This window comes from Aquibacillus albus (assembly GCF_016908325.1).
GTDB lineage: Bacteria > Bacillota > Bacilli > Bacillales > Amphibacillaceae > Aquibacillus_A > Aquibacillus_A albus.
This window is the reverse complement of sequence record NZ_JAFBDR010000007.1, coordinates 15251-37796: the sequence shown is the minus strand read 5'-3', so window position 1 is coordinate 37796 and position 22546 is coordinate 15251. Positions and strand designations below refer to the sequence as shown.

Here is a 22546-nt window from a genome sequence, read left to right as displayed (position 1 = left end):
TCTATTTATTTATCTAAGGGAGGTCATTCATCAGCCTTGCTCTCCGAGAGTAATGGAAGTAGTTTGTTTTTCTCCTTCTCGGTAGTAAGTCACATCTACTTGATCGCCAATGTTTACTTCGGAATAAAGTATTTGTCTAAGGTCGATCATAGACGAAATCTCTTTCCCGTTTAATGTTGTAATTACATCGTATCGCTGCAAGCCAGCCTGATTTGCTGGGGAGTTACTCTGAACCTCTGCTATAACTACACCATTATCTACTTCATCCCCAAGTTTTAATGTTTGCCTTTTATTTACTTCTGGAACTGTTGATAATCCTACTGCACTAATCCCCATAAATGGACGAGCTACTTCTCCATTTGTTTCTAACTGGTCGATAATTGGTTTGGCTTCATCGATTGGAATGGCAAATCCGATTCCTTCTACATTTGCTTGTGCGATTTTCATCGAATTAATTCCAACAACTTCCCCGCGACTATTTATTAAAGCACCACCACTGTTTCCTGGGTTAATGGCAGCATCTGTTTGAATGACTTCGGTAGTCCAGTCCGCTTGACCATCTCGGTTAAGGTCCATTTCTACAGATCTTTCTAATCCACTAATAATACCTTTTGTAACAGAACCAGCAAATTCGGTCCCAAGTGGATTTCCAATCGCAATCGCAGTGTCTCCAACTGATAATTCACTGGAGGAGCCTAAAGTGGCAACTTGATTTACTTTACTGCCATCCATCTCTAATACAGCCAGGTCACTAAGTTCATCTGCTCCTAATACTTCTGCAGGAACCTTCTCTCCATTAGCTAAAATAACTTCTACTTCACTTGCTCCTTCTACGACATGATTGTTGGTAACGACATATGCTTTACCATTTTCCTTTTTATAAATAACCCCTGATCCTGCTCCAGCTTCTCGTGCTTCTGTCCAAAGACCTGCTTGTTGGATGTTTGCAACACCGACAACAGCATCTGATACCTTCTCCAGTGTACTCGTAAGTGTGTTGCCGTAATTTTGAGAGGTTGCTGTCGGAATAATGGTTTCGCTTTGTGTCGTATTATTTTCGCCAGTACCTGAGACGGGTTCTGATTCAGGCTGACTCGTATTTTCTACCTGAGTTGGAAGCATGCCAGTGAACAATAAAAGACAACCGACAGCAGCAACTACAAGTCCTCCTGTTAATCCACTAATAAATAGTGCTAATTTGTTGATTTGCTTTTGTTGATTATTTCTTGTTTGTGGTTGTTGGGTTATAGTTTGATTTTCCTGATGTCGTTCAGAGGATACTTCTGTGTTGTTCTTTTCAAAAGCGTTCTCTTCTGTTGAATGATAATTATGTTGATTATCATGATATGTCATTTCATATCACGCCTTTCTGTACGAAGTTTGTTTACATATTTTATTGTACGCAGTAGGTTTGGCAGGACTTCGGTATAATTGTGTAAAAAGTGTGTAATAACGAGTGATAGCTCCAAATAAACTCCTAGTTATAGTTGTACTATTCTATTGCTTGCGCTTTTCAATTATTATGCGAAAATGGTTGTAGAATAAAGGAGGCGTACGACCATGAAATATCGTGTCTTTATTGTCGAGGATGATCCAAATATTAGTGATATTGTATCAGCCTATTTAAAAAAAGAGGGCTACGATGTGTCGATGGCAACCAATGCTGAGGATGCTTGGGAATTAGCAAAAAATACTCCACCTGATATGTGGATTTTAGATATTATGCTACCGGGAATGGATGGCTATGAGCTTTGTAAAAAAATTCGTACAGAAAGTGAAGTTCCAATCATTATTATTTCTGCAAAAGATGATGAAGTTGATAAAATACTCGGATTAGAATTGGGAAGTGACGACTATTTAACGAAGCCTTTTAGCCCGAGAGAGCTTGTAGCAAGGGTGAAACGGCTATTTAAAAGAGTAAAAGTACCCCCAATAGCAGATTCTAACACGACTGGAGATTTTAAGTTAGGTGGCTTAGTCATTCAACCATCCTATCGTCGTGTATTTTGGCAGGGAACAGAGGTAGAAGTAACAGCCAAAGAGTTTGATATGTTAACTATTCTTATCCGTAATGAAAACCGAGCGTTTGCCCGAGAGGAACTGCTAACTCGTGTCTGGGGGGACGATTATTTCGGAAGCGATCGTGCTGTTGATGATTTAATTAAACGGTTGCGAAAAAAATTAGACGGATTACCAATTGAAACCGTTTGGGGATACGGTTATCGATTACGCCATCAAGAAGAGGATGAAAAATGAAACTTCAGTATCAATTAACTGCTGCGTTTACCACCCTACTAGTAGTAATCATGACCATTGCTGGAATAACGATCTATTCTTTAATCTTAAATTTATTAATCCAAGACGAACAACGGCAATTACAGGATAATGGTAAACTTCTAGTTAACTTGTTAAATGAGGAATATAACTTAGCAAATGCCCAACGATTATATCAGTTGTTCGATGAGCAGGACTTACAAGTGTTTGCTTATGACCGTTTCACTAACCAATTACTATTTACCACTTTACCTATACCAATGGTACAGCAATGGGCGGAGACGTATGACTTGAGTAGCCCAACGCAACCACTTTGGAAAGCTGGGGATGAAAAATATGTTGTATCCCGTATTGCATTTTATTCACAACGACCTGGGACGGAATTAATTTTGGTTACTCCTTTAGATGATCTTCAAGCTGTACAACAAACATTTTTCGGTCGATTAGTACTTGTGCTAATTATAGGTGTTGTTGTCGCTGTACTTTTAAGCTATTTTTTAACAAAACGTTTGGTTACGCCGCTAACAAGACTGCAGCACCAATTGAAGAAAATAGAAAGAAGAAAGTTTGAAGAAGTAGAAGAAATTAAGGCAACTGGGGAAATCAAAGAGGTTGAGCGAAGTGTACTTGAAATGGCAACAGAGTTAAAACGGTATATTCAGTCACAACGACAATTTTTTCAAAATGCGAGCCATGAATTAAAAACCCCTTTAATGACAATTCAAGGTTATGCAGAAGGGATTCGCGATGGAATTTTTACAAACCACGAATCTGAACGTGGACTAGACGTCGTTGTCGAGGAGATTAAACGGTTGAAAAAAATTATTAATGAAATGATATTATTAGCCAAACTAGATAGTGAGGAAAATATATATCAAGAGGAGTTAATAAAAATAGATGAATTACTAAAACTAACCGTAGATCGTGCTTTACCTCTAGCCAATGAGAAGCAGAAAAAAATACTTTTGAAAAATCAAACTTCGAAAGAATTAAATGTATATGCGGACAAAGAAAAACTTCTACAAGCGATGATGAATATAACGACAAACGCCATTAGACATGCTTCTTCTACAGTAGTTATTTCTGCCAGAAAAACAGAAGAGGGAACGGTTCATCTGATTGTTGAAGACGATGGTAAAGGTATTTCCGAGGAATTAATTCCCCATTTGTTTCAACGATTTGTGAAAGGTGAAGACGGTGAAACGGGATTAGGATTGGCTATTGCACGGGCAATCGTTGAACGATCTGGTGGAACGATAACCGTAGACAAATCATCGCTAGGTGGGGCACTGTTTAAAATTAAATTTCAATAAGAAACATATACGAAAGTACACACCTTATGCTATACTAGTCTAGTTGTGTTCGGTTAGAACGCTTAGATAGAGGAGAGAAAATGATATGCAATTAAGAGAAGACATTCGCAACATAGCGATTATTGCCCACGTAGACCATGGAAAAACAACGTTAGTCGATCAACTACTTCGTTATTCAGGTACATTTCGTGAAAACGAACAGGTCGATGAGCGTGCAATGGATTCGAACGATTTAGAAAAAGAACGTGGAATTACAATTTTAGCAAAAAATACTGCCATTAACTACAAAGATACACACATAAATATTATGGATACTCCAGGTCACGCCGACTTTGGTGGAGAAGTAGAACGAATCATGAAAATGGTTGACGGTGTACTTCTTGTCGTAGACGCTTACGAGGGATGTATGCCACAGACACGTTTTGTTCTTAAAAAAGCATTGGAACAAAAATTAAATCCGGTCGTTGTACTAAACAAAATCGACCGCCCAAATGCTCGACCTGGCCATGTCATAGACGAGGTGCTTGATTTATTTATCGAGCTGGGAGCAGATGATGAGCAATTAGAATTTCCTGTTGTTTATACATCCGCGTTAAATGGAACTTCTGGTTACGAGCCAGAGGAGCAAGATGAGACGATGGAGCCTGTTTTTGAAACGATTATTGAAAACATTCCAGCACCAAAGGATAACTCCGAGGAGCCGTTACAGTTCCAGGTTACTTTACTTGATTACAACGATTATCTTGGCAGAATTGGTGTAGGACGTGTTTTCCGAGGAACGATTAGAGTTGGTCAACAGGTAACTTTAATGAAAAAAGATGGCGAATTGAAGAACTTCCGTGTCACGAAGTTATTCGGTTTTATTGGATTAAAGCGAATAGAAATCCAAGAGGCAAAAGCAGGAGATATTATTGCTTTAGCCGGAATGGAAGATATAAACGTAGGGGAGACCGTATGCCCTACTGATCACCAAGAAGCACTTCCTATCTTACGAATAGATGAACCAACGCTTCAAATGACGTTTGTTGTAAATAATAGTCCGTTTGCAGGTAAAGAAGGTAAACACGTAACTTCAAGAAAAATAGAAGAGCGTTTGTTGACACAACTAGAAACAGATGTAAGCTTACGAGTAGATCCAACAGACTCTCCAGATGCTTGGATTGTCTCTGGTCGCGGAGAGTTACATCTTTCTATCCTAATTGAGAATATGCGTCGAGAAGGATACGAGCTGCAATTATCAAAGCCGCAGGTCATTATTAAAGAAATTGATGGTGTTAAGTGTGAACCGGTGGAGCGTGTTCAAGTCGATGTTCCAGAGGATTACACTGGTGCCGTAATGGAATCACTTGGCTCACGTAAAGGTGAAATGATTGATATGGTGAACCATGGAAATGGCCAAGTTCGTATGGAATTTAAAGTTCCTTCTCGAGGACTAATCGGATATTCTACCGAGTTTATGAGCCAAACAAGAGGGTATGGAATTATTAATCATACGTTTGATAGCTATGAACCACTTGTTCAAGGTCAAGTAGGTGGAAGAAGACAGGGTGTGTTAGTTGCGCTTGAAAACGGAAAAGCTTCCACTTATGGAATCATGAACTTGGAGGACCGAGGCATTATCTTTGTTGAACCAGGTACAGAAGTGTATGCAGGAATGATTGTTGGTGAACACAACCGTGAAAATGATTTAACGGTTAATATTACAAAAGAAAAGCATCTTACCAATGTTCGTTCAGCTACGAAGGATCAAACAGCAACAATAAGAAAAACGCGCAAATTATCGTTAGAAGAAGCGATTGAATATTTAAATGATGATGAGTATTGCGAGGTAACACCAGAAACGATTCGTTTACGTAAGAAAATCTTAAATAAAAACGAACGTGAAAAAGCAGCGAAGAAGAAAACTGTATAAAATATAAAGTGGAAACCGGTAAATCTTACGTGATTTTACCGGTTTTTCTATTTTTCGTTAATAAATGTTGGCCAAGAAGGAATTCTACTCAGTAAATTCTCTAATAGGGGATTAAATTGTTGGGAGAGGGCAAAGAGACAGAAACTCAACAGGATTCGTTATTCATAGTGTTATAAGGGTTAGTTCAAATGGAAATATAGTCATTTGAATGGTAAAATTTTCTTAACTATTGATTAAGAGGTGAGAGAAATCTTCCTATGAAATTTTACTTTTGTACCTTCGTATCGATTATGTTCTTATCTGCTTGTACAAACGGTGATTCGCAAATAGAGCAAAACACAGGTCAAACAGAAGAATCCTTAGACACTACTGAAAAAACGATGGAAGTAAAAACAGTTGCAACTAATTTAAATGAACCTTGGGAAATTGTGAAAACAGACGATGCTATTTTTATAAGCGAACGTGATGGTTCCATTGTCGAAGTAACAAGGGAAGACACAAAGCGCAAGCCTGTAGATTTTGATCAAGATCTAGCTGGAAGGCCGGAAGCTGGTTTGCTGGGACTTGCTTTTCCAGACTCTTATGAAAAGGAAGGGGACATCCTTGCCTATTATTCCTATATAGATGGACAAGATGTATTCCAGAGAGTTGCTACAATGAAAGAGGAAGCAGAACAATGGATAGAAACAGGCGTTATTATCGATCGTATTCCTGGTGGTCAGTATCATCAAGGTGGCAGAATTGAAATTGGACCAGACAACAAATTATATATAACAACGGGAGATGCAACGGAGCCAGTACTGGCACAAGATCAACAGAGTTTAGCAGGGAAGATCTTAAGAATCAACTTAGATGGCTCTATTCCTGAAGATAATCCAATAAAAGGTTCGCCGATTTACACACTCGGACATCGTAATCCACAAGGCCTTGCTTGGGATGAAGAAGGTAACTTATACGCGACAGAGCATGGAAACCGTGCGCATGATGAGATTAACTTCATTCAACCGCGAAACAACTATGGTTGGCCAGAAATTGAAGGAGATGACACGGAAGAAGGACTAATAGAGCCGGTTATTCACTCGGGAGATAATACGTGGGCTCCAACAGGCGCTGATTTCTACCAAGATCATCTTTATTTTGCAAGTTTAAGAGGTGAATCGATTAGGCGGTTTAATCCGGATGGTCAAATACAAGAGGTAGTGCTTGATGGCTATGGTAGAATTCGTGATGTGTTGGCTACAGAAGAAGGGTTGTACTTCATTACCAATAATACAGATGGTAGAGGGAATCCATCAGCAGATGATGATCGGCTTCTGTTCATAAAATTTAACAATGAATGAGGGCATTTATATGATACGATTTTGGAGAAGAGTGAAGTTTTTATTTCAATTTAATAAGTCAATTCCATTTCTAAAGGATTTTTTCTTATCTACTGAGGTTCGAGTAACAACGAAGCTTTTGTCACTTTTATTAATCGTAGGGTATGCTATTTTTCCGTTCGACATTATTCCAGATTTTTTTCTAATCTTCGGCGTTTTAGATGATGTTGCTATTGCTAGCTTCATTTTGCAACAAATCGTTAAAATCGCACCCGAATCATTAAAACTAAAGCACGGATTAGACGATAAAAAGGCCAGATAAATGTGTTATTTGATATATCAATGTTAGAAATTAGCAGAATGAGAATTTGCTAGATTAACAAAGCGGATCCTCATTCCGCTAAATCGAAAAAAGGCTGTTACAAGAGGGGTGAAACGGATCCTGGTTCCGCTAATAGCACAATATCAGTAGTTTTTGAGGTTGAAAAAGGCAAATAACGGAAAGAGGATCCTAAACCATGCTCAAAACGATGGTTTTTGAGCAAATAACGGAATGAGAATCCGCCAATCTAGTAAAAAATCGCAAAAAAGCTGTCGAGATACTTTCTCGACAGCCTTATGTTATCTGACCTTTTTGCTTATGAATTACGGTTTATTTGTTGCTTACGGTATCCACCAGCGATATCTGCTTGTTTAAATTCTTTATTATAGCGGACTTGCTGAGCAGCAGATAAATCAACACCGGGTTGTTTTGTCGGTTGATATTGAGTTCTTTTTACCATGAAAAACATCCTTTCAACTGTTATTTTGACGAAACAATTTTTCCAACTTGTTTACAGTATACCCGTTACAATCGTAATAAAACGTAAATGAAAAATTAAACTTGACTAACGGAAGAAATTCTCTATAATAGGTGATAATCTTTATATCGAACGTCGATGAGAAAGAGAGTAGTTATCTTGGAAGTCAAAGCGAGTTGGGGTTGGTGAGAGCCTAACACGGAAAGGATAATGAACCGGACTTTCTCGATGCTTTCCTGAACAATTTTCGAAAGGTTTGTCGAATTTTTATTAGGGTTAGCCGGACGCTGCACCGTTAATAGCAGACAAAGCTGGTTCCAAATTCGGAACAAGTAGAGTGGCAACGCGGGATAACTCTCGTCTCTTCATAATAGAAGGGATGAGAGTTTTTTTAGTTTCATCAGTTAAGTCGAATTAGATCAATTAAAGGAGAATGAAAATGGAATATAAACAACACTTTGCAGCAATTTTGTATGGTGCTTTTGACCAACAGTTAGAAGAAGAAACGATTTATCAAATGATTGAAAAGCCGAAGCTAATGAGTCATGGCGATTTGGCTTTTCCGTGTTTTGCTCTAGCGAAATTGCGCCGAAAAGCTCCACAAAAAATAGCAGAGGAAACGGCAAATGCCATTGATGATCCATTGTTTGTGAAAGTAGAGGCAGATGGTGCGTATTTAAATGTGTTTTTAAATAAACAACAAGTTGCTGCCGATGTGATCAAAAATGTGTTAAATGAACGAGAGAATTATGGCAGCCAGAACATTGGAAATGGAGGGGTAGTTACGATTGATATGTCTTCTCCTAACATTGCAAAGCCTTTTTCAATGGGGCATTTACGTTCAACGGTAATTGGAAATTCTATCGCATTAATATTAGAAAAAACTGGTTATAAGCCGGTTAAAATCAATCATTTAGGAGATTGGGGTACACAATTTGGTAAGTTAATTGTTGCTTACAAGAAGTGGGGGAATGAAGAGAAAGTCAGAAAAAATACAATAAAAGAGTTGCTACAGTTATATGTTACCTTTCATGAAAAAGTGGATCAGAACCCCTCTTTGGAGGACGAAGGACGTCAATGGTTTAAAAGATTAGAGGATCAAGATACAGAAGCAATGGAGCTTTGGAAATGGTTTCGAGAAGAGTCGTTAAAGGAATTTAACCGTATTTACGAATTGTTAGGGATTACCTTTGATTCCAATCAAGGGGAGGCATTTTATAATGACAAAATGGATCGAGTGGTTCATTTGTTGGAGGGTAATGAGTTACTAACGGAATCAGAAGGAGCTCAGGTTGTTGATTTAAGTGATGATGAAATGCCGCCGTGCCTTATACGAAAATCGGATGGTGCAACACTTTACGCAACGAGAGATTTGGCAGCTGCTTTGTATCGCAAAGAAACATATCATTTTGTACAGTCATTATATGTGGTTGGAAATGAACAGAGCTTACATTTTCAACAACTTATTAAAGTGCTGAAAAAGCTTGGTTATGACTGGGCGGATGGAATGCATCATATTTCCTTCGGGATGATTTTAAAAGATGGAAAGAAAATGTCGACGAGAAAAGGAAAGGTTGTCTTGTTAGAAGAGGTTATTCAGGAAGCTATAGAACTTGCAAACACAAATATTGAACAGAAGAATCCAAACATAGAGGATAAAAACAAAGTAGCTAAATCCGTAGGTGTAGGTGCAGTGATTTTTCACGATTTAAAAAATCACCGTAACAACGATGTGGAATTTTCCTTGGAGGATATGCTCCGTGTAGAAGGAGCAACAGGTCCGTATGTCCAGTACACGCATGCCAGAGCATCCTCCTTGTTAGACAAGGGATTGACCAAGATAAACGTAAATCAACCTATTTTGTTACAGGATGATGAAGCTTGGCCGGTTATTAGTGAAATAATGATGTTCCCGGAAATTGTCGAACGGGCAGTAAAATCTTATGATCCATCCCTGGTGGCGAAATATGTAATTGATTTAGCACAAGCGTTTAATAAATATTATGGGAATGTTCGAATTTTGGAGGATGAACAGCAGAAGTTTAGTCGGTTGGCTCTAGTAAAAGCTGTATCGGTTGTGCTGAAAGAGGGGTTACGCTTGCTAGGAATTAGTGCACCAAAAGAAATGTGATGAAAAAGGGGATCTTCTTGCTGAATTAGTCAACAGATCCCCAAATATCCTGTAGCGGCCCATTTTCCCCAAAGATTGGATCCAGTTTTGGCATAGGAACGTTAGCAATGTTTTCTGTAACGTTGTCATGTTCCTTCGGGTCACCCGTTCTCATGTCATAGTCCATCCCATCTGGATAACCACCAGCAACTAGAAAGTCTTCACTAGATTTGATATGTTTGTGACCTACTCCTGCAGGAATAACAACAACATCTCCAGCAGATACACGTAAGTTCAAGCCATGTTCACCCCCGAACATGATCATGGCATTGCCACTAACAACACCAAGAACCTCATGAGAGTTGCTATGAAAATGGTGGTAGCTAAATACGCCGCCAGTCCAATTATTTTTCCAGTTATTGAGCTGGAATATAGCTGTACAGCTCCGCGGGTTTTCCAATACCTTTGGATAGATGATTAATGGTAACTCCGAATTTGGTATCCGACCATCATCTTTCAGCAAGTATGTTTGCTCCAAATTATAATTCACAATTTACCTCCTAACTTGCACCATGTTTATCATTTCTCAATCTATGCTTAATAATGTTAGACTTATTTTATCTGTTTTACAAAGGGAGTTATTTAATTTTATGGTTTCAACAAAAGAAAAATTAATGGCAGTATTTGGTTATCTGATACCTATCTTTTTTCCAATACCATTATTAAGCATTGTTGCTATTCAAGTCTATTATTTACTATTTAGAGGAGAATCGATATTTTTTGATGAACACGCTAGGGAAAATGTTAATTTCCAAATTAGTTATCAGATTTATTTGTTTTCACTATTTGGTATCGGCTATATCTTTTCAAAATTGGCTCCAATTTTACCGGAGGCATCTATTCCGTTTAACGTGATTGTGTTATTTGGTGCGTTTGGGTTAATTATTTTTGCCGGACTATTTTGGTTCATCACAATGATCATCGCTATCATACGTGCTGTATTAGGGAAACGATTCCGGTTTCCGCTGACGATACGGTTTATTAAATAATGTTTTAAACGATGTTACTTGATAGACTAAGCGAATTGTTCAATAAGATTTTTAAAGTCCTTAAATAATGTTGGGTGCTTGTTCTCATCCACCCCGTGTATTAAGCTTTGATAAACACTTGTATAGTACCATTGTTGGCTAGTTTTGTCCTTTTTAAAGGAATCCCAGATTTTTGCACCAAGTTTCTGTTCATTGTCCAATATCGAAGTTAAATTATCCACTTTATCTGCACAAACGACCAGTTTTGCATCGAATGGGGCTGTTTTGATCGTTTCAATCGTATGCTTTTTTCGCTCTTCCCAGCTCAGTGATTTATCTGGCTCCGACGCATAGTTTACAAGATTGGAAACTTCTTCTCCAAAAAGGGTATTTATTTCTTCTAAGGTACCGTCTGTATCCTCCACTACATCATGGAGCAAGCCAGCAATGACAATCTCTTCTTTATAACCATCATTCAACAAGAGCATACTTACTCGATAAGGGTGAGTTATGTAAGGCAGGCCGTCGACTTTTCTTCTTTGTCCATCATGTTTTTTTGCTGCATATGTTACTGCATCCAGTAGTTTCATTTCATCACCTCTATTTTATTATACACTTTTCAGATGAACGATGCTTCTTAGATGATTAGTTATCATAAGACGGTTTTGAATTCGATATAAAAGTTGGACTGTATAGTAAACCTGCCTAGTATCGATTAATCAGCCATTCTTAATCCTTAATGGGGATCCTCTGTCCTTGGTTTTGTTGGATCGCATTGTGGAGGAGGGTTTTTTGTAGACTGAGCAAGTTTCATTAAGTAATAGCATTCTTCCCTTGCCATGTGATCAGCCATCAATCCGGAAAAAGTACCTAAAACCGTTTCAGATAATTCCATTTCCTCGAGCTCATGCAAAAAAGTTCGAAATAGATTCATTTCTACTTCAACATCCTTGTTAAACCTCTTTAGTGCTGGAAACGATTGAATGTTTGAACGAAGATAGCCAGTTAATTCAACCGCTTTTAAATAGAAGTCATCAAAGTGATCGGCAAACGTATCACTTTTCCTTTTTAAACGCTTCTCCACTCCATCTAATTGATCATTAATGGCCCCGGCATGGCCAGAAGCATCAGCCAACCAAAGAAGGTGGTGGTGAAGCTCATGAAAGATTGGTGGAGCTTCTCCTTGCTTTAGATATTCCAAAACAAGCTCGTATTCTTCTAGTTCATTTACCATGTGATTAATAAAGGTAGGAGATAAGTGAATACCAATTGCCCCCACTAACTGTCGTTGGATAAGGGAGAGTTTAAATTGCTTCATCTTCTCTGTTGCTGATTCGGCTTGTTTAGTAAAGGCAATCGCATTAGAGTTATTAATAGATTTGGAATTTTTAAGAAGTTGATCAAATGTTTTTACAAACTCTTTTGCTAACTGAATATCCTCGGTTTCTTTTGGGTACAAAGAATCTCGGATAAATCTAGAATGATCCCCCAACACTTGCAACCAAAATTGATGCTCGAATGAAGCACTTTTAATAAAATCAGCCAAAATTGATCAGCCCCTTTTCTCTTTTTATCCATTATTTGAATGTAAACAATCATTGAAATCCATACACAAATAGCATATTTAAGAGTGATACCAGTCAATTTTATTCAAGATGAACGCAAATTATTATCAATATATAAACCTACTCATAAATGGAGAAATAGAAGTTTTAAAACGATGTCGTTTCATGTAAAATTAAATAGAATACTAGATTTGTATTATCTTCTAAAAAAGGAGAAAATCAATGAATAACAATCAAATGAAGCTTGTTTTCCTGCTGTTATTTATCCTTCTTTTAACGGCGTGCAGCTACGTAACGACTGCAAGTACCCTTAATAATGTCAATCTTTTTGCAGCAAATCACCCAGATAAAGATGGGATAAGCATGTTGCAAAAACCTCCGGAACATACGGAGAAGTTAATCGAATCAAAAACAATTACAAAGGAAATCAGTATTGCTGCTATCGGTGATCTATTAATCCATAGTAGTGTTTATCAAGATGCACAAACAGATGAAGGCTATGACTTTACCCCGATGTTTGAAAAGGTTAAGCCTTTCTTAAGGGATGCAACGATTACACTTGCAAACCAAGAAACAATGATAGGGGGAGAGGAGTTAGGGTTATCCTCATATCCTCGATTTAATAGCCCATTTGAAGTAGGGGATGCAATACATAATGCTGGCGTGGATGTAGTATCGTTAGCGAACAATCATACGATAGATCGTGGGGAGGAAGCTGTTCAACGGGCGCTGAATCATTGGGAAGAGTTAGGTATGTTATATACGGGATCATATAAAGATGAAGCATCCAGTGCAGAGCTTACGATTTTTCACACAGATCAAGATATAGACGTTGCTTTCCTAAGTTATACGTATGGTACAAATGGAATCCCAATCCCTCAGGGGAAAGATTACCTAGTTAATCTAATCGATAAAGAAAAAATGGCAAACGACGTGACACGAGCGAAACAAGAGTCGGATGTTGTTGTTTTGAGTTTGCATTTTGGTAATGAGTATGAACGAATGCCGAATAATGAACAAAAGGAGCTTGTTCAATATGCTGCTGATTTAGGAGTACATGCAGTCATTGGTCATCACCCACATGTTCTACAACCAATGGACTGGGTTAAAGGAAAAGACGGGAATCAAACGCTTGTCATTTATTCGTTAGGAAATTTTTTGTCTGGCCAGGACAAGTTTTATCGACAAATAGGTGGAATTGCTCGATTCACAGTCGAAAAAACGGTAAAAGGAAAAGAGGAAACAATTAATGTAAAGGCACCTGCGTTTTTACCAACTTATGTGTCCTATGAAAATTGGCGAAACTACGATATTATCCCGATGTACCAATTAACAGATGAACAGCTTCCAGGGGCTCAAAAGCATTATCAGGAAATGAAAGAGCATATGGCACAATGGATAACGGATTTAGAATTCATCGAAGCTCATTAAAAAATAGTTAAAAGGAGAATGGGGATGGAGTGGAAAAATATTTACCGTGGCATGCTCATGGGGGCAAGTGATGTTGTTCCCGGCGTTAGTGGGGGAACAATAGCTGTTGTATTAGGAATTTACGATCGTTTGATAGAAGCAATTAATGGTTTTTTTACGAAGGATTGGAAGAAGCATTTAGGCTTCTTAATTCCTTTAGGTGTCGGGGTTGTTCTAGCTATTATATTGTTAGCGGATTTAATTGAATGGTTATTTGAGCATTATCCTGGTCCAACACAATTTGCATTTTTAGGATTAATCATCGGTGTTTTACCATATCTGCTTCATCAGTCTGATGCTAAAAATACGTTTAAAGCACAGCATGTTTTCCTATTGATAATTGGTGCCTTGATTGTTGCGTCGATGCTATTTTTTCGTTCTGGAGAGACAGAACCGCTTCAAAACTTGACGATAGCCTCCTATGCCTGGCTGTTTATGTCAGGGTTTGTAGCTAGTAGTGCGATGATCTTGCCGGGGATTAGTGGATCATTTTTGTTATTAATTATTGGCGCTTATACAACGATATTGAATGCCGTTTCGGAATTTAAATTTGATATTATATTGGTGGTTGCTATTGGAGTTGTTTTAGGTCTAATAACAATGAGTAAAATTATTCATTACTTTTTAGAAAATTATACAACTGGAACGTTTGCTGTGGTCATTGGACTTGTTATCGGCTCCACTGTTGTTATTTTTCCAGGCTGGCCAACAGGGGCTCTAGAGGTAATGGTTAGCATACTTACGTTTGCATTGGGTCTATTTGTAGCTTACATACTTGGAAGGGTAGAGTATAAGGAGTAATGCAGGACGAATTACTTGAATGAATCAGCAACGAATGATAGATTTTTACTTATACTTTCAATCGACTTAAACTTAAAAATGATGAAGTATAAAGAAGGGATGTATTAAAATGAAACCAATCGAATCAAGAGAGCAATTTAACGAAGTGATAAATTCGGAAAAGCCAGTGATTGTTAAATTTTTCGCAGATTGGTGTCCAGACTGTAAGCGTATGGACATGTTTATTGGGGATATTTTAGAGCAATATAGTCAATATGAATGGTATGAAATTAACAGTGATGAAGTAGAAGGAATTGCTCAGGAACATGAAGTGATGGGTATTCCAAGTTTATTAATTTTCCAAAATGGAGAAAAGCTGGCACATCAGCATAGTGCTTATACAAAAACACCAGAAGACGTACAATCCTTTTTACAACAACAATTAGGTTAACGTATTTATCTTTTATTGCACAATATACTTTTTATACAATTAGGCTTATTGTATAAAGCAATAACCTTTTAGAAAACAGACAATCAGAAAACTCCCTGCTCATTATGAGTTGGGAGTTTTTCTATATAAAAGTTTCATAAACTGTCAAAAAATCTTTGTTTAGACGAATAGAAAATCAGTTAGACTATATAAATAATCAATTAATAGGAGGGTGACAGATTATGAGAAAACAATTTTCTATCTTTATTATATTAAGTATCTTCGCTTTGCTGGCTGCATGCGGTACGGATACGGATAACGATACAACCCAGGATAATTTAGATCATTCGGCATCAGAATCTAGTAATCGTGTTGAAATAGTGGCTACTAATTTCAAATTTAATCAAGAAGAATATACTGTACAAGCTGGCGAACCTGTAACGCTAAATTTCACATCAGATGAAGGGCTCCACGGTATTAGTATTAATGAACTAAACGTGAATATTGAAGGAGATGGTAGTGCAACTATTACACCGGAAGAACCAGGGGAATATCAAATCTATTGTAATGTTCTGTGTGGTGCCGGTCACTCTGACATGGTAGCAACGTTAATCGTACAGTAACTTAGCTCTACTATTTGTAACAAGGTTAAGTTGACATCCAATTCTCGCTTCAACTATAATACGTTTAATTCAGGTACATAGGAGAGGGTGAGTGAGATGGATAATAGAGATTTATACGAACAAAAAAAGCAAGACCCCTCTTTAAAATTGTTTGTTGTCTTATCAAAAGCTTATCGATCAGTAACAGATCAAGTTGCAGCAGATATACGGAATAAGGGGTTAAATACGACCGAATTCGGCGTATTAGAGTTATTATATCATCAAGGCGATCAGCCATTACAAAAAATAGGAGACAAAATATTACTAGCAAGTGGTAGTATTACGTATGTAGTCGATAAGTTGGAAAAAAAAGGCTATGTTAAGCGAGTACCGTGTGAAAGTGACAAAAGAATTACGTATGCATCGATTACCGAAAAAGGTCAGCAGTTACTAACGGATATTTTCCCGAGCCATTGGGAGCAGATAGAAGCTATTACGGGTGGATTAGAAAAGGAAGAAAAAATGGAGGCAATTGATTTACTGAAAAAATTGGGTACATATGCTGAAAAATTGAAGTAGCCAAATTTTACTATTTGATTTATAATGGAGTGGACTCATAGATTGGATGGAGGATTTGAAGATACTACACGTGAAATAGTAGGTAATATATAGGCAATTACTTTGTATTAATTGTGCAATTTTTCATGATTTTGCTGTTGATGGGAGACGGATTCCCTTTTTAGCAACTAAATAATGAAAAATCGTGTAGGATCTTCCCTCCCTTTACTTATATTATAAAAAATATCATCCACACTTTTCGTGTGGATTTTTAGTATGTCAGAAACTATGGAAGGGATTCAGAATTCCCGAAAAACGTATGAAAAAGAATGGTGCACATTCTTTTAATTTTCGATAAAAACACAAAAATATGACAAATATGTTTCAAAAGTTACAGCAATGGGAAATGGTATAGGAAGCCAACTAAGGGGGGGCACTTTATGAAACAAGAAGAAGTAGTCGTATATGTTAGTGATTCGTGTAAGGAATGCGAAAAAGTACTCTCCTGGTTAGATGAACAGAACATCTCTTATACCAAAAAGAATACAACAAAAAACAAAGAGTACTTAAAGGAGCTACAAAAAGAGCGAGTTTATGCCACTCCGGCAATTTTCACAAAAAAATATAAAATTTTGGGGTTTCAAAAAAGTAAATTAATCAATGCCCTAATATTTTCGTAAGTATTCAGCATGAAAGGCAACATTATTTCCGTGATAATTAACCAGTTCAGCATATTTAGCATAAGTTATTACTAAGTAATGTTGAAAGAGGTGTTCACATGAACAATTGGAGAGCGCCATATTTTTCGTATAATCAAGGTTCTTATTATCAAACACCTTTTGGGTTTCAGCAACCAACTCAAATGCAACAAGGTTCCATGCTAAGTAGTCAGCCAATGACTCCTTATCAACAATTCGCAAAACCGCAGCAACCGCAACCACCAAATCCACAGCAATGGAATGGTTACCATCAACAAGCTCAATGGGGGGCGGGAGGTCCGGTCGGTGCACCTGGGCAGCCTATCCCTAAAGGATTAATATCCTACTTCCATGATGATAATGGTCAGCTTGACCTTGATAAGATGCTATCTACTTTTGGACAAATGGCCAATACCTATCAACAGGTTTCACCTATCGTTAAAGGGATTGGTTCATTTCTTAAAGGTATGAAATGATTCTTGTAATCCTTGTCGACTTTTTATCGGCAAGGATTTTTACTTGTATGCTAGGAGTTTTAGCCGAAAAGTAATTCGATACAGTTAAAAATTTTACGGAATAAAGTTGTAAGAAAGTCAGCGAGTGTCTTTTCTTTGACCAAAGAGGATCCTATCTATATGATTATAGCATCATCACTTTCATTGTTCAGGGAAGTATAAATACATATTAACCAATTACCAATTGAAGGAGCATTAAAATGATTGGATGTTTATGTATCCATGGCTTTACAGGAGGACCTTATGAAGTTGAGCCATTGAAGGAATATCTTTTGCAACGTACAAATTGGTATATCGAAGCACCAACATTGCCTGGTCATGGAAAAGAATTGGCTTTAGACTCAGTTCATTATGAAGAATGGATAGATAAAGCGGAAAAAGAATTTTTAAAAATAAATGAAAAATGTGATAAGGTCTTTATTATTGGTTTTTCAATGGGGGGAATGATTGCTGCTTATCTTGCAGCAAAGTATAAAATAAACAGGTTAGTTCTCTTATCCCCATCAAGAAAATACATCAGCATAAAACAAATGGGGATAGATATTGTTGAGTTTGTAAAAGATGGTTTAAACAAACAGCTAAGTGATAATCCATTATTTCAACGCTACATTTCGAAAACAGGCTCTGTTCCAGTGAAAGCAACAGTTGAATTTTTAAAATGTATGAAATTTACGAAGCCTTATCTTCAACAGGTTTCTTGCCCTGTATTAATTGCACAAGGTATTCAGGATGGAATGGTTCCATATAAAGCCGCTTATTTTTTAGAGGAAGAAATACCTTCCGATACACAAGTGATGTTTTTTCATGATTCTAAGCATCATATTTGCTTAGGTGATGATAAGGATGCACTAAATCAAGCTGTTTATTCCTTTTTAAGGGATGAGAAGTGATTCGTTTGTAAATCCTTATGTTTTTTTCGTTTCGTTAATGTGATCCTTGATTTTGTTGATGTACTTACAATAAATAAAAATAAACCAAACATTACAATCATTCCGCCAAGCCATTGAGACCAAGATATAAGTTCACCTAAAATAAAATAAGCAAGAATAGAAGCTCCAACTGGCTCGAATACAATACTCATGGATATTACTGATGTACTAACCCATCGAATCGCCCAATTAAACAACGTATGACCGAGAAAGGTTGGAACAATTGCCAATGCAAGAAAGATAATCCAATTGTCCAGTGGGTAGCCTGTAAATGCATGTCCAAGCAATAAATTGTAAATAATTAACGTAATGGAGCTAATGGCATATACGATAAATGTATAAGTCATTAGGGATAGTCTTTTTCGTACGTTTTGTCCCATTAAAAAATATACAGTTATCATAACAGCACCAATAACGGCAAGGACGTCACCTAACAGGGCTAGACCACTTATTTTAAAGTCGCCCCAGCTGATAATAATACTTCCGGTAAGTGCAATCACCATACTAATCAATGCGCCTGCAGTAAAACGCTCTTTAAAAAATAGATAAGTTCCTAAAAACGCAAAAATTGGCTGTAGAGTTACTAATACAACGGAACTGGCGACTGATGTATAATTTAAAGACTCAAACCAAAAAATAAAGTGGAAAGCCAAAAAGACTCCTGCGAGGATTGAAAATAACCAATCTCTTGCAGAAATCCATTTAAATTCGTTATGATATTTCCACAGAACATAGGGCGCCATTATAATTACTGCAAATAAGAGTCGATAATTGGCAATAATAGAGGCCGGTGCTGCAGCTGCTAGTTTAACTAAAACAGCAGCTGTAGAAACAGATATGACACCAATAATGATTGCTATATATGGATTTAACGGAGGTTTATTCATCCTTTTCCTCCTTCATTGTAAAATTGTTTACCTTATTCTAACACTCATTTGTTTGAAAATCATTTCTAATATAGGTAGAATTAGTAATTAGAGTGTGGTAACATGAGAGAATCCATTATAGTGCTCGCACAGGGCCTCTTCCAAGGTGTGGAGGAAGGCTTTTTTCATGTTTAAAAAGCTAACCTAAATGGGAATAGTATAAACCAAAATCACTGAAAATAAATAATAACTCTTGTTTAATTGCTCGATTTTGGAATAAATGCAAATTCATGTGTCGATTGTAAAATACATGATTTTTAAAAGAAAGGGTAGAAAAAGAACGTGACAACTTTTAATTCATTAGGTATATCTAAACCAATTATGAAGGCTTTAGAAAAGATGGGATTTGAAGAAGCAACACCGATTCAAGAACAAACAATTCCATTAGGATTACAGGGAAAAGATGTTATTGGACAAGCCCAAACTGGAACGGGGAAAACTGCTGCTTTTGGAATTCCTATGTTAGAAAAGATAAATCAAGACATGAAAAAAATTCAAGGATTGGTGGTTGCTCCTACAAGAGAACTTGCCATCCAAGTGTCTGAGGAAATTCATCGACTCGGTAAATTTAAAGGGGTCCGAACCCTTCCAGTTTATGGTGGCCAGCACATGGAACGTCAAATAAGAGCTTTAAAGGATGGTCCACACATTGTTGTTGCGACGCCTGGGCGACTTCTTGACCATATTCGAAGGAAAACAATTAATACTAGTAATGTGCATACAGCCGTACTGGATGAAGCGGACGAAATGCTGAATATGGGCTTTATTGATGATATTAGAGATATTTTAAAGGCTATCCCTGAGCAAAGGCAGACGCTTTTATTTTCAGCCACAATGCCAAAGGAAATTAGGGATATTGCGACAACATTAATGAAAAAGCCGGAAGAAGTCAAAGTGAAATCAAAAGAAATGACTGTATCCAATATCGATCAATTTTTTGTAGAGGTAAATGAAAAACAAAAGTTTGATACGTTAACAAATTTATTGGATGTTCATGCACCAGAATTAGCGATTATTTTTGGACGTACGAAAAAAAGAGTCGATGAATTAACAGAAGGACTTCATGCACGTGGTTTTCGGGCTGAAGGGATCCATGGTGATTTAACACAAGGAAAAAGGATGTCTGTGTTAAACAAATTTAAAAACGGGCGAATTGAAATATTAGTTGCGACAGATGTGGCTGCTCGTGGTCTTGATATTTCTGGGGTTACACATGTGTACAATTTCGATATTCCACAGGATCCAGAAAGCTATGTTCACCGAATCGGAAGAACAGGTCGAGCAGGTAAAGGTGGAGAGGCAATTTCATTTATCACACCGAGAGAAATGCCACATCTTCATTTAATTGAGAAGGTAACAAAAAGTAAAGTGAAACGGATGCAGGCTCCTTCTGTGGATGAAGCACGTCGAGGTCAGCAGCAGGTGACCGTTGATAATATTATCTCTACGATTGAGAAAAAAGATTTGGGTGATTACAGAGAAACAGCTGTAGAATTACTTGATCAATACGATTCGATTACCATTGTTTCTGCAGTATTAAAAATGATGACGAAGGAGCGCCGTAATGCTCCAGTAACCTTGTCATCTGTACAGCCAGTCAGCGTCAAGAAGACGTCCAACAATAAAGGGAAAAATTTCCGAGGTGACAAAAACCGAAATTTTTCAAGAAAAGGAAAACCTTCCCGAAATCGTAATTTTAAAAATAAACGGGGAGCAAATCCGAACACGAATCGAAAACAGAGCTATTAAAATGCTTAGAAGTGCTGTCAATATAACTGATAGCACTTTTTTTTCTTTCAGAATTGCTGTCTACAAAGAAACAGCAACCTGAATCAATTACAGGAACCTGCCGAATAAGCCGATTAATACCAAAATAATAATAACGATCCAAAAAACATTTTTTAGCGGAAACCTCTTTTTCCTCCAACGGTTTGGATTAAATTGAATCGAGTCATCTCTTGGACTGCTTGTATTTTTCCAAATAGAAAAGGGCTGTGCGTTCCGTAAAAAGATTGGACCTAATGCCACACCACCAATAAATCCAAACACATGGGCATATACATTAATACCTGGTCGCAGAAACGTCATTACCAGTCCTATTATTAAAATAATCATAATGATTTGAGCGTTAGCACGGTCAATTAAATGTTTTTCAAAGAAAATCATAAACATATATAATCCAAATAAACCATAAATAGCTCCTGAAGCCCCTAGATGAAAGTAGAAGGCGTTTGGATCCATTAGCCAAGTACACACATTTCCGATAATACCAGCAAGTAAGTAAACGGTTATAAATTTCACTTTCCCGAGCATTTGCTCTAACGCCGGACCAAATAATACTAAGGAAAAAGAGTTAAACAATACATGCATGACACCATATGGGTTGTGTAGAAAGATGGAAGTGACTAGGCGCCAGTACTCCCCTTGACTGATATAAAGGTTTACACCTGTTCCCCACTGATATAAAAAATCTCCGATTGGTGGGATGATTACACCAAATGGGCTCAATAGGCTTTGGATGAATGGAAAAATTAAAACGATAAGCCAAACCCCAAGTTGTATTGCTATGATTGTAGTGACTACTGGATAAAAGCGAATAAATTGTCTCAAGCTTTCCGTACGAATAAACATAATGTACTCCTTTTATACTTTTTCTTTCTATATCATACTTCATCTAACTAACGGTTCACAAACAACAAGTATTTCTGCTAACACTATTGTATGAGTATGGATGTAGCGTAGAAGTAAAAAATGTTCTACGTTATACTTGTTCTATATTTACTTGTCGTTTTTGAAAAGTGCGTGTTCTCCTCGAGGAAGACTTTTTGTACAATAAACATATAAAGGGTTGGTTCATTATGATTAAAGGAATTGGAATCGATATTGTAGAACTGAAACGAATAGAGAAAAGCCTGGAAAAAAACAGTCGGTTAGCAGAAAGAATTCTAACCCAAAAAGAAAGAGAATGTTTACAGGGTTTTACCAACCAGAGGCGAAGAATGGAGTTTATTGCTGGAAGGTTTGCTGCAAAGGAAGCATTTGCTAAGGCAGCAGGTACTGGAATTGGAGCACTAGGTTTTCAGGAAATCGAAATTTTACCTAATCAGAAGGGTGCCCCAGAGATTGTAATAAGAAATTATCCTTCGAATAAGCTGTTTGTCTCCATCTCTCATAGTGAAGCCTATGCCGTTGCACAAGTAGTCATAGAGGTATAGAAATATAGACATTATTTGAGTTGATATTGTGAAAAAAATGGTACTTGCCTAGAAATCTTTTTGCAGCTTGTCAGGCTAGTCTGCATATTCGAATAGTTTGTC

The 22546-nt window shown here is 37.2% G+C and carries 25 protein-coding genes and 1 other annotated feature; of the genes, 18 read left to right on the top strand and 7 right to left on the bottom strand.

What is annotated here, in order from left to right; all coding sequences use genetic code 11:
• Positions 1-30: 30 nt before the first annotated feature.
• Positions 31-1353: a S1C family serine protease gene (locus tag JOC48_RS07820; protein WP_204498519.1), complete on the bottom strand. Its 1323-nt coding sequence runs from the start codon at positions 1351-1353 to the stop codon at positions 31-33.
• Between the two features lie 207 nt (positions 1354-1560).
• On the opposite strand from JOC48_RS07820, the gene JOC48_RS07815 reads away from it, so the two are divergent.
• From JOC48_RS07815 to JOC48_RS07795, 5 genes are all read left to right on the top strand, one after another.
• Positions 1561-2256: a response regulator transcription factor gene (locus JOC48_RS07815; RefSeq protein ID WP_204498516.1), complete on the top strand. Its 696-nt coding sequence runs from the start codon at positions 1561-1563 to the stop codon at positions 2254-2256.
• On the top strand, positions 2253-3587 hold the full coding sequence (locus JOC48_RS07810) for a sensor histidine kinase (protein ID WP_204498515.1): 1335 nt from the start codon (positions 2253-2255) through the stop codon (positions 3585-3587). Before JOC48_RS07815 ends, JOC48_RS07810 begins: the two co-directional genes overlap by 4 nt.
• Before the next feature lie 85 nt (positions 3588-3672).
• Positions 3673-5499: a translational GTPase TypA gene (gene typA / locus JOC48_RS07805; protein WP_204498514.1), complete on the top strand. Its 1827-nt coding sequence runs from the start codon at positions 3673-3675 to the stop codon at positions 5497-5499.
• A gap of 257 nt (positions 5500-5756) precedes the next feature.
• Positions 5757-6839 (top strand): PQQ-dependent sugar dehydrogenase, encoded by a 1083-nt coding sequence (locus JOC48_RS07800; RefSeq protein ID WP_204498513.1) that lies wholly within the window; start codon positions 5757-5759, stop codon positions 6837-6839.
• A gap of 10 nt (positions 6840-6849) precedes the next feature.
• A complete protein-coding gene (locus JOC48_RS07795) occupies positions 6850-7140 on the top strand; it encodes a YkvA family protein (RefSeq protein WP_204498512.1) in 291 nt (96 codons plus the stop codon).
• Positions 7141-7456: 316 nt separating this feature from the next.
• On the opposite strand, the gene JOC48_RS07790 is transcribed toward JOC48_RS07795, so the two are convergent.
• Complete coding sequence (locus tag JOC48_RS07790) at positions 7457-7600, bottom strand: YfhE family protein (RefSeq protein WP_204498511.1); 144 nt, start codon at positions 7598-7600, stop codon at positions 7457-7459.
• A 147-nt stretch (positions 7601-7747) separates the two neighbouring features.
• Positions 7748-7986, top strand: a binding site (T-box leader).
• Between the two features lie 71 nt (positions 7987-8057).
• Between JOC48_RS07790 and argS the strand changes: the two genes are divergently transcribed.
• Positions 8058-9749, top strand: coding sequence for an arginine--tRNA ligase (argS, locus tag JOC48_RS07785; protein ID WP_204498510.1), 1692 nt, complete (start codon positions 8058-8060; stop codon positions 9747-9749).
• A 25-nt stretch (positions 9750-9774) separates the two neighbouring features.
• On the opposite strand, the gene JOC48_RS07780 is transcribed toward argS, so the two are convergent.
• Positions 9775-10278 (bottom strand): cupin domain-containing protein, encoded by a 504-nt coding sequence (locus tag JOC48_RS07780; RefSeq protein WP_338024247.1) that lies wholly within the window; start codon positions 10276-10278, stop codon positions 9775-9777.
• Between the two features lie 100 nt (positions 10279-10378).
• Between JOC48_RS07780 and JOC48_RS07775 the strand changes: the two genes are divergently transcribed.
• On the top strand, positions 10379-10777 hold the full coding sequence (locus JOC48_RS07775) for a DUF4870 domain-containing protein (protein ID WP_204498509.1): 399 nt from the start codon (positions 10379-10381) through the stop codon (positions 10775-10777).
• Between the two features lie 26 nt (positions 10778-10803).
• On the opposite strand, the gene JOC48_RS07770 is transcribed toward JOC48_RS07775, so the two are convergent.
• Positions 10804-11346: an HD domain-containing protein gene (locus JOC48_RS07770; protein ID WP_204498508.1), complete on the bottom strand. Its 543-nt coding sequence runs from the start codon at positions 11344-11346 to the stop codon at positions 10804-10806.
• Between the two features lie 146 nt (positions 11347-11492).
• Positions 11493-12302: a DUF2935 domain-containing protein gene (locus JOC48_RS07765; RefSeq protein WP_204498507.1), complete on the bottom strand. Its 810-nt coding sequence runs from the start codon at positions 12300-12302 to the stop codon at positions 11493-11495.
• A 241-nt stretch (positions 12303-12543) separates the two neighbouring features.
• Between JOC48_RS07765 and JOC48_RS07760 the strand changes: the two genes are divergently transcribed.
• The 9 genes from JOC48_RS07760 (at position 12544) to JOC48_RS07725 (ending at position 18264) form a co-directional block, all read left to right on the top strand.
• Positions 12544-13752 carry a CapA family protein gene (locus JOC48_RS07760; RefSeq protein ID WP_204498506.1) on the top strand — a complete coding sequence of 403 codons (1209 nt, stop codon included), beginning with the start codon at positions 12544-12546 and terminating at the stop codon, positions 13750-13752.
• A gap of 24 nt (positions 13753-13776) precedes the next feature.
• Entirely contained in the window at positions 13777-14592 is an 816-nt protein-coding gene (locus JOC48_RS07755; protein WP_204498505.1) for a DUF368 domain-containing protein, read from the top strand.
• A 109-nt stretch (positions 14593-14701) separates the two neighbouring features.
• Positions 14702-15022, top strand: coding sequence for a thioredoxin family protein (locus JOC48_RS07750; protein WP_204498504.1), 321 nt, complete (start codon positions 14702-14704; stop codon positions 15020-15022).
• Between the two features lie 221 nt (positions 15023-15243).
• On the top strand, positions 15244-15624 hold the full coding sequence (locus tag JOC48_RS07745; protein ID WP_204498503.1) for a cupredoxin domain-containing protein: 381 nt from the start codon (positions 15244-15246) through the stop codon (positions 15622-15624).
• 96 nt (positions 15625-15720) lie between these two features.
• On the top strand, positions 15721-16182 hold the full coding sequence (locus tag JOC48_RS07740; RefSeq protein WP_204498502.1) for a MarR family winged helix-turn-helix transcriptional regulator: 462 nt from the start codon (positions 15721-15723) through the stop codon (positions 16180-16182).
• A gap of 85 nt (positions 16183-16267) precedes the next feature.
• Complete coding sequence (locus JOC48_RS21755; protein ID WP_420829213.1) at positions 16268-16357, top strand: RAxF-45 family protein; 90 nt, start codon at positions 16268-16270, stop codon at positions 16355-16357.
• 244 nt (positions 16358-16601) lie between these two features.
• Positions 16602-16841 carry a glutaredoxin family protein gene (locus tag JOC48_RS07735; RefSeq protein ID WP_204498501.1) on the top strand — a complete coding sequence of 80 codons (240 nt, stop codon included), beginning with the start codon at positions 16602-16604 and terminating at the stop codon, positions 16839-16841.
• 98 nt (positions 16842-16939) lie between these two features.
• Positions 16940-17335: a YppG family protein gene (locus tag JOC48_RS07730; protein ID WP_204498500.1), complete on the top strand. Its 396-nt coding sequence runs from the start codon at positions 16940-16942 to the stop codon at positions 17333-17335.
• Between the two features lie 239 nt (positions 17336-17574).
• A complete protein-coding gene (locus JOC48_RS07725; protein WP_204498499.1) occupies positions 17575-18264 on the top strand; it encodes an alpha/beta hydrolase in 690 nt (229 codons plus the stop codon).
• Here JOC48_RS07725 and JOC48_RS07720 read toward each other — a convergent pair.
• On the bottom strand, positions 18237-19190 hold the full coding sequence (locus JOC48_RS07720; protein ID WP_204498498.1) for a DMT family transporter: 954 nt from the start codon (positions 19188-19190) through the stop codon (positions 18237-18239). The two genes, JOC48_RS07725 and JOC48_RS07720, sit on opposite strands and share 28 nt — an antisense overlap.
• Positions 19191-19511: 321 nt before the next feature.
• Between JOC48_RS07720 and cshA the strand changes: the two genes are divergently transcribed.
• Positions 19512-20978 (top strand): degradosome RNA helicase CshA, encoded by a 1467-nt coding sequence (cshA, locus tag JOC48_RS07715; RefSeq protein ID WP_338024246.1) that lies wholly within the window; start codon positions 19512-19514, stop codon positions 20976-20978.
• Between the two features lie 87 nt (positions 20979-21065).
• On the opposite strand, the gene JOC48_RS07710 is transcribed toward cshA, so the two are convergent.
• A complete protein-coding gene (locus JOC48_RS07710; protein WP_204498497.1) occupies positions 21066-21860 on the bottom strand; it encodes a rhomboid family intramembrane serine protease in 795 nt (264 codons plus the stop codon).
• Between the two features lie 227 nt (positions 21861-22087).
• Between JOC48_RS07710 and acpS the strand changes: the two genes are divergently transcribed.
• Positions 22088-22444, top strand: coding sequence for a holo-ACP synthase (gene acpS, locus JOC48_RS07705; protein ID WP_204498496.1), 357 nt, complete (start codon positions 22088-22090; stop codon positions 22442-22444).
• Positions 22445-22546: the final 102 nt, after the last annotated feature.